Annotated in this window: 13 protein-coding genes; 1 reads left to right on the forward strand and 12 read right to left on the reverse strand. The window is 62.4% G+C overall.

Features of this window, described 5'->3' with window-relative positions; genetic code table 11:
- The 12 genes from ACIQ42_RS08430 to ACIQ42_RS08485 all read right to left on the reverse strand — a co-directional run.
- Nucleotides 1-450 (reverse strand): phosphate ABC transporter ATP-binding protein (locus tag ACIQ42_RS08430; protein WP_397421754.1); only part of this gene is annotated, 450 nt, incomplete at its 3' end.
- A gap of 35 nt (nucleotides 451-485) precedes the next feature.
- Nucleotides 486-1,418 carry a phosphate ABC transporter permease PstA gene (gene pstA, locus ACIQ42_RS08435; protein ID WP_397421755.1) on the reverse strand — a complete coding sequence of 311 codons (933 nt, stop codon included), beginning with the start codon at nucleotides 1,416-1,418 and terminating at the stop codon, nucleotides 486-488.
- A complete protein-coding gene (pstC, locus tag ACIQ42_RS08440) occupies nucleotides 1,418-2,269 on the reverse strand; it encodes a phosphate ABC transporter permease subunit PstC (RefSeq protein WP_397421756.1) in 852 nt (283 codons plus the stop codon). The genes pstA and pstC overlap by 1 nt, the downstream gene beginning before the upstream one ends.
- A gap of 144 nt (nucleotides 2,270-2,413) precedes the next feature.
- Entirely contained in the window at nucleotides 2,414-3,460 is a 1,047-nt protein-coding gene (locus ACIQ42_RS08445; RefSeq protein WP_397421757.1) for a PstS family phosphate ABC transporter substrate-binding protein, read from the reverse strand.
- Between the two features lie 605 nt (nucleotides 3,461-4,065).
- Nucleotides 4,066-4,869: a UDP-2,3-diacylglucosamine diphosphatase gene (locus ACIQ42_RS08450; RefSeq protein WP_397421758.1), complete on the reverse strand. Its 804-nt coding sequence runs from the start codon at nucleotides 4,867-4,869 to the stop codon at nucleotides 4,066-4,068.
- A 60-nt stretch (nucleotides 4,870-4,929) separates the two neighbouring features.
- Nucleotides 4,930-5,619, reverse strand: coding sequence for a phosphate regulon transcriptional regulator PhoB (gene phoB / locus ACIQ42_RS08455; protein WP_397421759.1), 690 nt, complete (start codon nucleotides 5,617-5,619; stop codon nucleotides 4,930-4,932).
- A complete protein-coding gene (gene phoU / locus ACIQ42_RS08460; protein WP_397421760.1) occupies nucleotides 5,616-6,317 on the reverse strand; it encodes a phosphate signaling complex protein PhoU in 702 nt (233 codons plus the stop codon). The genes phoB and phoU overlap by 4 nt, the downstream gene beginning before the upstream one ends.
- A 64-nt stretch (nucleotides 6,318-6,381) precedes the next feature.
- Complete coding sequence (locus tag ACIQ42_RS08465; RefSeq protein WP_397421761.1) at nucleotides 6,382-7,515, reverse strand: ATP-binding protein; 1,134 nt, start codon at nucleotides 7,513-7,515, stop codon at nucleotides 6,382-6,384.
- On the reverse strand, nucleotides 7,516-8,688 hold the full coding sequence (ccmI, locus tag ACIQ42_RS08470) for a c-type cytochrome biogenesis protein CcmI (RefSeq protein ID WP_397421762.1): 1,173 nt from the start codon (nucleotides 8,686-8,688) through the stop codon (nucleotides 7,516-7,518).
- 9 nt (nucleotides 8,689-8,697) lie between these two features.
- Entirely contained in the window at nucleotides 8,698-9,162 is a 465-nt protein-coding gene (locus tag ACIQ42_RS08475; RefSeq protein ID WP_397421763.1) for a cytochrome c-type biogenesis protein CcmH, read from the reverse strand.
- On the reverse strand, nucleotides 9,159-9,692 hold the full coding sequence (locus tag ACIQ42_RS08480; protein WP_397421764.1) for a DsbE family thiol:disulfide interchange protein: 534 nt from the start codon (nucleotides 9,690-9,692) through the stop codon (nucleotides 9,159-9,161). Before ACIQ42_RS08480 ends, ACIQ42_RS08475 begins: the two co-directional genes overlap by 4 nt.
- Complete coding sequence (locus ACIQ42_RS08485; protein ID WP_397421765.1) at nucleotides 9,689-11,659, reverse strand: heme lyase CcmF/NrfE family subunit; 1,971 nt, start codon at nucleotides 11,657-11,659, stop codon at nucleotides 9,689-9,691. The genes ACIQ42_RS08480 and ACIQ42_RS08485 overlap by 4 nt, the downstream gene beginning before the upstream one ends.
- A 140-nt stretch (nucleotides 11,660-11,799) precedes the next feature.
- On the opposite strand from ACIQ42_RS08485, the gene ACIQ42_RS08490 reads away from it, so the two are divergent.
- A partial coding sequence (locus ACIQ42_RS08490; RefSeq protein ID WP_397421766.1) for an NAD(P)-binding domain-containing protein occupies nucleotides 11,800-13,187 on the forward strand: 1,388 nt, incomplete at its 3' end.

Consider the following 13,187-nt stretch of genomic DNA (forward strand, 5'->3'; position numbering starts at 1 on the left):
GTCTTTGACCTCATCCCACAAGGCAGCACGCGTGAGAGCCTCTTCGACGAGGTCGTCCATGTTGGACGGCTTCATCCCGATGACGCGGGGGCCGTACGCGATGTTGTCGTAAATCGACTTGGGGAACGGGTTGGGCTTCTGGAACACCATGCCCACCATAAGTCGCACCAGGATCGGATCGACCGTGCGGCTAACCAGGTTCAGTCCATCCGGCATCAGATTGATAGCGCCTTCATAGCGGACGCCGGCGTAGAGGTCGTGAATCCGGTTGAAGCAGCGCAGCAGCGTGCTCTTGCCGCAACCTGATGGGCCGATGATTGCCGTCACACGACGATCCTCGATCGGCATGCTGACACCGTGAAGAGCCTGGAACTTGCCGTACCAGAAGCTGAGATCTGCGACCTGGGCGCGAACCGGAATTTCGGGGCTAAGGGGCGACGCGATCGTCACAGCAGGGCTCCTGGAATTGGTGAGGTCATTCATCGTCAAGTCCGGACCAATCGACGAAGCCGATAGCGAAGGTAGATTGCAAAGCCATTCATCAGCAGGGTCATACCCAGCAGCAAGACGCCGGTGGCCGCTGCATTGACGTGGAACTCCGCCTGGGGCCGCGAGATCCAGTTGAACATCTGTATCGGCATGACTGTAAAGGGCGAGTTCAGCCAGTCGAAGTTAATCCACGGCGGCGTGGTGCTGATCGGAGCGGGCGGAAGAAAAGCGATATAGGTAAGGGCGCCAATAGTAATGATTGGCGCTGTCTCACCGATCGCCCGCGACAGGCCCACGATGGCCCCGGTGAGGATCCCGGGGCGAGCACTGGGCAGGATGTAGCTCCACATCACCTGCCAGCGATTGGCCCCAATCCCATAGGCGCTTTCGCGCAGGCCAGAGGGCACGGCGCGGAGAGCTTCACGGGTCGCAACGATGACGATCGGCAGGATCAAAAGCGCCAGAACCATACCGCCCACCAGCACGGTCTGGCCCAGATTGAGGCCGTAGACGAAGAAGCCCAACGCCAGCAAGCCGTAGATGATCGACGGAACCCCGGCCAGATTACTGACATTGATCTCGATGGCGTCGGTCAGCATGTTCTTGGAGGCATATTCCTCAAGATAGAGGCCAGCACCCACACCCAGCGGTATCGCGATGGCGGCGGTGACAAACATCACCAGAGTGGTTCCGATCCAGGCCGAGAGCACGCCGGCCCCCGCCGCGCGACGTGAAGGAAAACTGGTCAGAAATTCGGGACTGATACGACCGACCCCGTCGATCAAGAGGTCAGCCACCAGGGTCACCAACAGGCCCATGACCACGATCAGGACCAGGATCCCGACGACTCCGAAGACCAGGTCCTGCAGCCGTTTGGCGCGCACCAGGCGCTGGGTGACGGCATGTTCGAGATCTGTTTCCCCGCTCATCAGTAGACCTCCCGGAAGCGGCGACGCAGGAAAAAGCCCAAGAGATTGAAGATCAGGGTGATGACGAACAGCACCAGACCCACGGCGAAGATCGTGGAGTACACCAGTGAACCATGTGGCAGATCACCCAGGCTCATCTGCACGATATAGGCGGTGATGGTCGCAGCGCCCTCCCGCGGGTCTCCGGTAAGGTTGGGATTCTGGCCGGCCGCGATCGCGACCACCATGGTCTCGCCGACCGCGCGGGAGAAGCCCAGCAGGTAGGCCGCTGTGACGCCCGAGAAAGCCCCGGGAATGATCACCGAGAAGGCCATCTGCACCCGGCTCATACCCAGACCGAACGCGGCTTCGCGCAAGGCCATTGGCACTGCGCGCATCGCATCCTCGCTGATCGAGACTACATAGGGCAGGATCATGATGCCCAGCACGATGCCCGGTATCAACAGGTTGAACCCCTCAAGTCCCGGAATGAACCGCTTCGCCAGTGGGGTCAGAAAGAGGAGTGCGAAGTAACCGAACACAACGGTCGGAACGGCGGCCAACATCTCGAGGATTGGCTTGAGAACTTCGCGCACCGAGGGCCGCGCGAACTCACTGAGATAGATGGACAAGATCAGGCCAAGTGGCGTGGCGACCAGCATGGCGATGCCGGCTGCCCAGAATGTCGCCGACAGCAATGGCAGGATACCATAGTGGGCGTCGGTGAAAACGGGGGTCCACTGCAGGTCCGTCAGGAAGTCCAGAATCGGGACCTGCGCGAAGAACGGCATTGACTCGGTCACCAGCACCCACACGATTGCGGCCGTGATCAACACGGACAGCGCTGCGCTGGCGAACAACACAGCCTGCATCACCGTAGCGAGCGCCCGGCCTCTACGCAAAAAAGCGCTGGCTTGCAGGGCCTGGTACTCTGAAAGTTTCGGTTCCGGTAGCATCCCGTCGTTCGCGACATGGCGACGGCGAGACGCGAAATGCGCCACGCCCTGCGCCGGTTTCTAGGGCTTGGGGGCCGTCGGGGTCCCCGGCTTGGCCGCCACGTCGGCAAGAAGTTCTTCCATGGTCACGCCAACCTTGGAGCCACCATTGAAGTAGCTGCCCGACAGACCGGCTGTGAACTTGGCCAACGCCAACGTGTAGGCCTGTTCCGGCAGCGGCACATAGCCGACTTCCGCCACCAGTTCTTCACTGTGTTTGGCGGTGAAGGCATAGGTCATGAAGGCCTTCAGGTGCGGGCGCTCGGCGGCGTACTTCTTGTTCACATAGTAGAACAGCGGGCGAGACAGCGGCTGATATGACGCATCCCGCGCTGTCTCAGACGAGGGGCTTACACACTTGCCGTCTACCTGGCGGATCGGCGCCGCACGCACCTTGGTCTTGTTTTCCGAGTAGTAGGCCAGGCCCAGATACCCCAGGGCATTTGCGTCGCCAGACACGCCGCTGATTGTAACGTTGTCGTCCTCGGTAGCGGTATAGTCGCCTCGCGAGGCGCCCTCCTCACCGTTCACAGCCTTGGTGAAATAGTCGAAGGTTCCGGAGTCAGTCCCCGCGCCGAACAGCTTGATGGGCTGATCGGGGAAAGAGGCCCGAACCTGTTTCCAGTTCGTGATCTTGGTTTGAGCCGCAGGCTCCCACAGCTTCTTCAGTTCGGCCACAGTCAGGCAATCGACGAACTTGTTGGACTGGTTGACCACGATAGCCAGCGCATCCAGCGCAATGGGCAGTTCGATGAATTCAATTCCCGCGTCAACGCAGGCCTTCGCCTCTTCCGCCTTGATCGGGCGGGAGGCTCCCGCGATGTCGATCTCGCCGCGACAAAGCTTCTTGAAACCGCCGCCCGTGCCCGAAAGGCCCACGGTAACTCGGGTTCCCGACTCTTTCTGAAACTCTTCTCCCAGGGCTTCGGAGATCGGATAAACTGTACTGGAACCATCGATTAGCAGCACAGCAGTGCCTGAAGCGCCCTTCGACGCTGCGGCCTTGCCGTCGACCTTGGGCGAGCAGGCGGCGAGCGCCAAGGCGACCCCTGCCACACCATAGATCATGCCAATCTTCATCGTCGTACCGCTTTCCAGGACCGAACTACAGGGTTTCAGCTTGACCCGCTGATAACCACTAGGGCGGCCTCGCTACCGTTTCATGACAGGCTAGAGCAAGCCATCTACGTCAGGCACAAGAAAGTTACACGTCGGTTTTGCTACATAATTATGACAGTCACTGCATCCCCAGGATCAGAACTCTCGGCGCAGCCGAACTTGCGGGATGCCAACCGGGTTACAGACCTGAACCATGATGCAGGAAAGCTCTTCAGTCCGGCGACCCCTGGCGCAGCGCTGGACGAGGCGCAGAAAATTCTCTCGCATCGTTTGAACTGGCGCCTGAACCCGGCCGTGCGCATGGTTCTGAGCGACCAGAGTGTCGACATTGATAGCCCCAGCGAGAGCGGCGCGCGTATTGATCAGATCCCATCATGTAGTTGCCGCGCACGCGCAGCTCATTTTCCGAGACGGGTCTGCCGGCGTCACAACCCTGACATCACCTGCGGCTAAAGTTTCCTGGGAGATCAGTGGCTCTCCCCTCTCGTCCGACCTTCCCGAGGCCGGACCGGCCGCGACCATCCCCCCGGTCGCGGCCCTTTTTCGTTTCGACATCAAGCCGCAAGCGGAGTTGCCGCGACAGAACTCCCTCTGCGGAGGGCTTTCCGGGCTTCCAGCCAGTGAACGATCTCCAGGCGGCCATCAAAGCCCTCGACGACGGCTGTGCAGCTCTCCACCCAGTCACCGTCGTTCAGGTAGTCGATCCCGTCGAAGTCGCGCCGTTCGGCCTTGTGTATATGACCGCAGATGACACCGTGAACCCCACGACGTCTCGCCTCGTCCGCCATCGCTGTCTCGAACTGATCTATGAACGCCACGGCGTCCTTCACCCGATGCTTCAGAAAGGCCGAGAGGCTCCAGTAGCCTAGTCCCAGCATTTTGCGCGCACGGTTGAAATGGGTGTTGAGCGCCAGCAGGGCCCGGTAGCTCCAGTCTCCCAGAAACGCCAACCATTTGGCGTTCTGGACCACACCGTCGAACTCATCGCCATGGGTCACGAGGTAGCGGCGACCATCTACGGTCTCGTGGATGGCGTCACGCGCAACCACCACGCCGCCGAAATGCACCCCGCAGAAATCGCGAATGCGATCATCGTGGTTGCCAGGAATGTAGACGACCTGCACGCCTTTGCGCGCCAGCCGCAGGATCTTCTGGACCACGTCATTGTGCCCCTGCGGCCAGAACCAGCCGGACCTCAGCTTCCAGCCGTCAACGATGTCACCGACCAGATAGAGGGTCTCGCAGTCGAGTTCGCGGATGAACTCCAGCAACAGCTCCGCCTGACACCCGCGGGTGCCGAGGTGAATGTCCGATATGAAGGCAGCGCGGCACCGAACAGCCGCAGTGTTATCCGTCATGTCGATCCCCCAGGTCCTCTCAGGGGGTATGCAGAGTCTATGACACCGCTGTGACGAGGCTCAGACGTCAGCGTCGAGGGCGTATCCTGCCGAGCGCACCGTCCGGATCAGATCCGGAGCGTCAGGCTTGCGCAGGGCCTTGCGCAGCCGCCCCACGTGGACATCCACAGTGCGGAGCTCAACGTAGGTGTTAGCCCCCCAAACCGCATCGAGCAGGCGCTCGCGGCTGAACACCCGCCCGGGCCGCTGCATCAGGAAGTCGAGCAATCGATATTCCGTGGGGCCAAGGTGAACGTCCTGACCACTGCGGGTCACCCGATGCCGAGCGCGATCCAGCAGCAGGTCGCCATATTCCAGGCGCTCGTCGAGCAGTTCGGGCCGGGTGCGCCGCAGCAGGGCGCGGATGCGGGCGACCAGTTCGCTCATGGCGAAGGGCTTGACCACATAGTCGTCGGCGCCAGTCTCAAGACCACGGATCTTGTCCGCCTCTTCGCTGCGGGCGGTCAACATGATGACCGGTGTGCGGCGTGTCTCGGTCCCGGCACGGATCTGGCGGCAGACTTCCACACCGGAGACTTTCGGGAGCATCCAGTCCAGAACAACGAGGTCCGGCGCTTCCTCGGAAATCTTCAGCAGCGCCTCCTCGCCATCGGCGGCGCGCTCGATACGGAAGCCTTCCTTCATGAGATTGTAGTCGAGGAGGGTCGCAAGCGCGTCCTCGTCCTCGACGACCAGAATATAGGGGGTCACGATCGTGTGGTCTCCGCTTCAAGCGTCGGCAGGCTGATTTTTGGTCGCTCTCCGACCAGCTCAACACCTGTCATCTGGAAATGCACAATCTCGGCGATATTGGTGGCGTGATCGCCGATACGTTCGAGGTTCTTGGCGACGAAGAGAAGGTGGGCGCCCGAGGCCACTGAGCCGGGATGGGCAGCCATCATGTTAAGGAGTTCGTGGAACAGGCTCTCGTAGTGCTCGTCAACCTCGCCGTCGCGCCGCCATACATCCAGTGCAGGCTCCACGTCGCCGCCAGCATAGGCATCCAGCACCTCACGAAGACGTCCAGCCACCAGTCGTCCCATGCGCTCGATCGCGCCGGTCACCGGCAGCAGCGGTTCGCCTGCTGAAAGCACCAGACTACGCTTGGCAATATTACGCGCCAGATCTCCGCAGCGTTCCAGGTTCATGGCCAGCTTCAGGGTCGATATGGCGCGTCGAAGCTCTCCCTCGTCAGGATGATACTTCCCGATCAGGGCGAGAGCCCGTCGTTCTACCTCACTCTGGAGACTATCGAGCCGCAGATCACGAATGATCAGAGCCTGAGCCAAGGGCACATCGCGACGCACCACCGCGTCTACGGCATCCACTACCTGTGCTTCCGCCAGGCCGCCCATGCGGATGACCTCGGCGGTCAACTGTCTCAACTGTGCGGCTAGTGCACCCGTCACTGAAAGGTCTCCCGTGGCGGCGCAAACTAATGCAGTCTGACTACAGTTTTGCGACAAGCCAGTTCTATTGCGCCGCGACGGGAAGATATACGCTGAAGGTGCTGCCTTCGCCTTCGGCGCTTTCCACTGTAAGCCCGCCCCGGTGTCGATTGATCACGTGCTTGGCGATCGCCAATCCAAGACCAGTGCCACCGCTGCGCTGGCCTTCCACGCGATAGAAACGCTCTGACAATCGAGGAAGGACCTGGCGCGGTATGCCCGGCCCATCGTCGGAGACCCGAAGCACGACGTAAGACTGGCCTTCGTTGACATCCGGCGACAACAACGAAAGCCCCGCGCCTCTTCGGCTGGACCCGCGCGCAGCCTCCAGGTTGGCCGCGGTTTCCAGCGTAACGCGCACCGCACCGCCGCGCGGCGTGTAGCGAACGGCATTGTCCACGAGGTTCTGGATCACCTGAACCAGTTGGTCGCGGTCGCCGATCACGGGTCTGGCCACACCTTCGACGTTCATCGCGATCATCACCCCGCGTTCGGCTGTAAGCGGCCGGATTGCGTCAGTCACGTCCTGGACAGCACCTGACAAGTCCACGCGTCCTGATGGGGCGATGTGTTCGTTGAGTTCGATCCGGCTAAGCGAAAGAAGGTCGTCCACCAGCCGCGCCATGCGGGTGGTCTGCTGGGCCATGATACCCAGGAACTTTTCACGGGCTTCAGGGTCTTCCTTGGCGTGGGTTCGCAAGGTTTCCACAAACCCGGCCAGCGACGCCAGCGGCGTGCGAAGCTCGTGGCTGGCGTTGGCCAGAAAATCCGCACGCATGCGCTCGGTACGACGCGCATCGGTTTCGTCACGGAGAACCACCACAAGCAGGCGGTCGCCGCCGGCTTCCACCTCAAGCGTACGTGCAAAGGCTCGCCAGAAACGCGGCTGCACGCCGATTGTTTCAAACGTCACCTCGGCGTTCGAAGAGGCCTCGAGAGCTTCTTCGATGGCCTCCAGAACTTCCGGGCGGCGCAACGCCGCGCCAAGGGGAGCTCCCTCCAGCTCGATCCGGAAAACCTCCCGGGCGGCCTGGTTGCCATAGGTGATCTCCGGAGCTTCACCGTCGCCCCCACGTACCAGGATGACCGGTTCGGGCAGCAACTCCAGGATCAACTGGGCGGCCGGTCCTGCTCCGGCTCTGATGAGGGTGTCCGGCATCTATCCGACCGGCAGGCCAAGTTGGATCGCGGTCTGCTGCAGCGCCTGTTGGTCGGCGGGCAACCCGTTGAATGCCCGGCGGGCCTCGCGATAGTCCGCCGCCGCGCGGTCGTTCTGGCCCAACACCATCCGCGCCCGAAGAAGCTGTTCCCAGCCCTCTCGATCCCGGGGATTCTGCTTCAGACGCGCCGCGAGACGCTCGACCATCCCGGCCACCATCGCGTCGCGGTCGCCGGGCTTCATGTTCTGCGCCGCCGCAATCTGTTCCGAAGTCGGACCACGGGGTACGATCGGCCCTGCTGCACCCGCCGACTCGAGAGGCGGTAGTCGGCCCGCGATGTCCATCTTTCGATCCGCTGCAACTTTCTCGACGAACGTCCGCACCTCAGAGGCCCAGGGCGCACCCGGTGGCGCCGATTTAAGCAGAGCGATCCAGTCGTTCATGGCCGCCTCGTGCTCCCCACGCTGGTCCTTGGCCACCCCAAGATAGTAACGCGCCCGGGGATCATCAGGCGCCACGGCGACCGCGCGGCGGAACAAGGCCTCGGCGGCAGGAGTCACCTGTCCATCCGCCGCCAGCACTGTCGATTCTCCCTGGGCCGAGATGTACTCGTTGTTGGTGGGGTCCAGCGCCACCGCGCGACCATAGGCCGTGGCGGCTTCAGCATTGCGACCGGTCTGGAGATAGGACCAACCCAGCATTCGCCAACCCTCGGCATTGTCCGGACGTTGCTGCATCTGCGCTTCAAGTTGAGCGATCATGGCCCCGGTTTCGCCCTGGGGGTGACCTTCTACGGCGTCTTTCGAGGCCGACACACCGGGTTGCGCCTTCACCTCCGGTTTGCCGATCGCAAGATAAAGACCTGTTCCGGCCAGGGTGACGACGGCGACGATGCTGACCGCCAGAATGAGGAGTGTTCGCTCGGAAAGCGGCCTGGCCGTGGCTTCGGGATTGCGGGCTTCAGCAAGGACCCGTCTCTTCAGATCGCTCTTCAAGGCTTCGGCTTCCGGTCCAGCCATCGCACCGGAGGCCGCCTGGGCTTCAAGTTCCGCCATTTGCGCCTTGAGCACGCCGACGGCATCGGCACGCTCCGCCTGCGCCGCGTCTCGCCGGCGAATGAGCGGAAAGGCGAGGCCCACTGCCGCCAGCACCGTCATCAGTGTGAGGATCATCCAGAGCATTCAGCCCGCCTTGTCGGTTTTGAGCAGGATTTCAACCTCGGCCTCTTCGTCCGCGCTGAGGGGCTCGGCACGGGACGGCGCTCTACTGCGAACGTAGATCAACGCCCCCAGCCCGCCCGCGAGGAGGACCGCCAGCGGCCCGAACCATAGCGCGAGCGTATCGAAACGCATGGGAGGCTGGAGCTGGACGAAACTGCCATACCGCGCCACCAGGTAGGCGACCGCCTGTTCATCGGTGTCCCCGGCCGAGATTCTCTCGCGCAGGATGATGCGCAAATCGCGGGCGAGAGCGGCGTCGGAATCGTCGATCGACTGGTTCTGACAGACCACGCACCGCAGATCCTTGGAAAGACTGTGGGCGCGAGCCTCAAGTCCGGGGTCGGCCAACTGCTCGTCGGGGTTCACCGCCCAGGCAGATCCGGCGACCGCCAGGACAGCGCAGGTTAAAATTAGAAAGCGCCTCACGACTCTGACCTCAGCTTGTCCATCAGCGGCCGCAGAGTTTCATCCCAGAGCTGCGGCGTCACCGCGCCCACGTGCCGATAGCGCACGCGGCCTTGCTTATCGATCACGAAGGTCTCCGGCACGGCGGAAACACCCATATCAATACCCATACGACCGGTGACGTCGCTACCGATCCGCACGTAGGGGTCGCCGCGATCCTGAAGCCACTGATAGCCCGCCTGAGGCTGATCCTTCCAGTCGACGCCCTGCAGCAGTACGCCCTCAGCGCGCAAACGCATCAACAGAGGGTGTTCGATCCGGCACGCCGCACACCACGAGGCGTAGAAATTGATCAGCATGGGCTCGCCACCCAGATCAGCCCTCGCAAAGCCCTGATCACCAGGCCGGACGGCAGGCAGGCTGAATTCCGGCACGGGCTTGCCGATCATCGTCGACGGCAGCCGCGACGGATCACGACCAAGTCCCGCGAAAAAGCCAACCAGCACCGCTGCAAACAGCACCACGGGCAGAATGAAAATGAGGCGTCTCATTCTGCCGCCACCGGTTGCGCGGCCGCCGGCGCACCCTTGACCGCCGCGCCCAGCCGCAAGCGCCTGTCACTGAGTGATACCGCGCCCCCAAGAGCCATCACAAAGCCGCCGATCCAGATCCAGACAATCAATGGATGATCCCAGAGCCGCACCACCACCCCTTCGGGCGACTCCTCGCCGACAGACACATAGAGGTTACCCCACGGCGTAACCCGAATTCCGGCCTCGGTGGTCTGGGTCTGCGCGGAAGCATAGAAGCGCTTCTCGCTGGATAGCATGTAGGGCTTGCCCTGCCCTGTAACCGTGAAGCGGGCCTGGCGGGCTTCATAGTTGGGACCGGTCACTGTCTCAAAGGCCGAGAGTGTAAGGGTGCGCCCCGCGAACGCCACCGTGTCGCCCAGACGCATGTTCAGGACCTTGTCGCTTTCCCAGGCTGTCACCCCTGTGATCCCCAGCGCCAGAAGACCCAGACCGGCATGGGCGAATGTCAGGCCATAAAGGGCGCGCGGCGTGGTCCGGATCGCCCGGCCCAGATAGGCACGCCCCGCCCACCAGCGCCGCGCCAGCACCAGCACCGATCCCGCAAGCAACCAAGCGGCCAGCCCCAACCCCCCGGCAGTGATGACGCCGGCAAGGCCGTTGGCGATCAGGCCCAGGAGCAGCACCACTGCGGCGAGGGCCGCCGGAACCCGGATCCTCGCCAGGGTCGCCCGCCAGTCATCGCGCTTCCAGTTGAGCATAGGCCCGAACACGACAAGCAGAAGGAGCACGAAGGCCAATGGCACGAACGTGCGGGCGTAATAGGGCGGGCCTACCGAGATCTTGTCGTTGTTCAGCATCTCGATGAACACCGGACTGAACGTGCCCAGGAAAACGGTCGCCGTAAGCGCCGTCAGGAACAGATTGTTGAGGGTGATCCCGCCCTCTCGCGAAAGGGGCTGGAAAAGCGCGCCCGAGCGAATTGCAGGCGCCCGCCAGGCATAAAGAGCCAGCGAAAGGCCCGTAGTCAGGGCGATGATCCCCAGAACATAGACCCCGCGCTCGGGATCGACCGCAAAGGCATGGACACTGGTGAGGATGCCCGAGCGGACCAGGAAGGTTCCCACAAGGCTCAAAGAGAAAGTCAGAATGCACAGCAGCACCGTCCAGCTGACCAGCGCGCCGCGGCGTTCCAGCACCAGCGCCGAGTGCAGGAGCGCGGTCCCCAGCAACCAGGGCATCAGCGAAGCATTCTCCACCGGATCCCAGAACCACCAACCGCCCCAACCCAGCTCGTAGTAGGCCCAGGCACTGCCAAGGGTGATACCCAGAGTGAGCGGGATCCAGGCCGCGAGCACCCAGGGACGCACCCAACGCGCCCAGGCGGCGTCAACCCGACCTTCGATCAGAGCCGCCACGGCAAAGCAGAACGCCACCGAAAACCCGACGTAACCCGCGTAAAGGACAGGCGGATGCAGCACCAGACCCGGATCCTGCAGCAGTGGATTGAGCTCCATGCCCTCTGACGGTGCCGGGTCGAGGCGCAGGAACGGGTTCGATGTAAACAGCAGGAACCCATGAAATGAAGCGGCGATCAGGCCCTGAATGCCCAGCACGCGCGCCTGCAGGGTCTCGCGCAGAGTTCCGCCGAACGCCGCCAGTGCGCCGCCGCACAGCGCCAGAATCAGCACCCACAACAACATGGAGCCTTCGTGATTTCCCCAGGTGGCGGCAAACCGGTAGGCCGTCGGTTGGGCGGTGTTGCTGTGTTGCGCCGCCAACGCCACCGAGAAATCACAGGTGACGAAGATGTAGCCAAGACATCCAAAAGCCAAAGAGACAAGAAGGGCCTGCAGTATGGCCGCCTGTCGGCCAACCGCCATAAGGATGCGATCTCCCCGATGTGCCCCCCACAGCGGTGTCAGCGATTGAACGACCGCCAGCAGCAGAGCAAGAATCAAGGCGAACTGACCGACTTCCGCCGCCATGGACTTTGTGCTCCTCTAATGTCTGACTTGCGTGGTAGCGGGTTCAGTGAAGATCGGAAATGGATGAAGTACCAAAGGTGGCCGGGGGCGTAAGGTAAGAGTTGGCGCGGCCTAGAGCCGCGACGCGGGGGCGCGGGGGTATGGCAGAAGTCTATAAGGTCGCGATCATCGGGTCCGGTCCTGCGGGATTGAGCGCGGCTGCGCACGCCGCGCGCCTGGGGCTGTCGCACATCCTGATCGAGAAGACCGACCACCTCTCCGACACGATCTACCGCTATCAGAAAGGCAAGCACGTGATGGCGACGCCGTCGGTGCTGGTGCTCCGCTCAGACTGCGACTTCGATGCGGGAAAACGCGAGAAAATCCTGGATCAATGGAACCAGGACGTCGCCGCCGCAGGCGTCAATGTGAAGTTCAATGCCGACGTCAAGGCCATCACCGGGGACAAGGGCGCCTTTGTGATTGAGCTGAAGAAGGGTGATCCGGTTCAGGCCGAGAACATCATTCTGGCCGTCGGTACCCAGGGCAATCCGAACCTGATGCGCTGCGAAGGCGGCAACCTGCCTCATGTGCAGTATCAGTTGGACGATCCTGGCGAGTACACCGACGAGCACATCTTCGTTATCGGCGGCGGTGACGCCGGTATCGAAAACGCAATGGGCCTGATCGCTGACTCCGGCCAGAACAACACCGTCACCCTGCTGAACCGCGGCGCGGACTTCCCAACGGCCAAGAAGCCCAACGTGGACGGCTTGCTGGCGGCCCGCGATGCAGGCCGTATCGGCGTCCTGACCGAGTCCAACACTGCCCTGGTTGAGCCAGGCTGGATTACGGTGGAGACCCCCCAGGGCTCTACCCGCTACAAGTGCGACCGCATCATCGCCCGCATGGGCGCCGCACCTCCCCGGGCATTTGTCGAGGCCGCTGGAGTCGCCTTCGCCAGTCCGGATCGGACCGCCTTCCCTACCCTCACCCCAACCTTCGAGAGCACTACCAAGCCCGGCGTCTATGTAATTGGCGCCCTGGCCGGCTATCCGCTGATCAAGCACTGCATGAACCAGGGCTATGACGTCGTCGAATACATCAACGGCAACACCAGCCTTGAAGCCGCAGATGAGCCCCTTCTGAAAGACAAACTCAAAGGCCTGCCGGGAAACAAAAGCGTCGCCGAGTGGCTGGAATTCCTGCGAAGCCACGTGGAAATCCTCAACGGTCTTTCCCCCTTGCAGATGCGCGAGTTCCTGCTGGACAGCGAGGTTCGCGCCTACAAGGCGGGTGATCCGATATTCATTCGCAACGAACAGGGATCATCCCTTTTCGGCATCGCATCCGGCTCGGTGAAGGTCGAGGTGGATCCCTCCAACCCCAGCATCACAGTACCGATCGGCGAGAGTTCGATCTTCGGTGAGGTCGGCCTGATTTCGGGCCGTCGGCGCGGGGCGACCATAAGGGCGTCGGAGGCCTGCATCTGCGTTGAAATACCGCGCATGGCGGCCCTCAAGCTGATGTCGCAGGTGCCCGAGGCGCG

The sequence above is a fragment of the Phenylobacterium sp. genome (genome assembly GCF_044372605.1).
In the GTDB taxonomy this organism is placed as follows: domain Bacteria; phylum Pseudomonadota; class Alphaproteobacteria; order Caulobacterales; family Caulobacteraceae; genus Phenylobacterium.

Bases quoted from the DNA above. Each gene is read 5' to 3' on its own strand.
- pstA (WP_397421755.1), bottom strand. From the start codon at position 1,418: ATGAGCGGGGAAACAGATCTCGAACATGCCGTCACCCAGCGCCTGGTG.
- pstC (WP_397421756.1), bottom strand. From the start codon at position 2,269: ATGCAGGCTGTGTTGTTCGCCAGCGCAGCGCTGTCCGTGTTGATCACG.
- ACIQ42_RS08445 (WP_397421757.1), bottom strand. From the start codon at position 3,460: ATGATCTATGGTGTGGCAGGGGTCGCCTTGGCGCTCGCCGCCTGCTCG.
- ACIQ42_RS08450 (WP_397421758.1), bottom strand. From the start codon at position 4,869: ATGACGGATAACACTGCGGCTGTTCGGTGCCGCGCTGCCTTCATATCG.
- ACIQ42_RS08465 (WP_397421761.1), bottom strand. From the start codon at position 7,515: ATGCCGGACACCCTCATCAGAGCCGGAGCAGGACCGGCCGCCCAGTTG.
- ccmI (WP_397421762.1), bottom strand. From the start codon at position 8,688: ATGATCCTCACACTGATGACGGTGCTGGCGGCAGTGGGCCTCGCCTTT.
- ACIQ42_RS08480 (WP_397421764.1), bottom strand. From the start codon at position 9,692: ATGAGACGCCTCATTTTCATTCTGCCCGTGGTGCTGTTTGCAGCGGTG.
- ACIQ42_RS08485 (WP_397421765.1), bottom strand. From the start codon at position 11,659: ATGGCGGCGGAAGTCGGTCAGTTCGCCTTGATTCTTGCTCTGCTGCTG.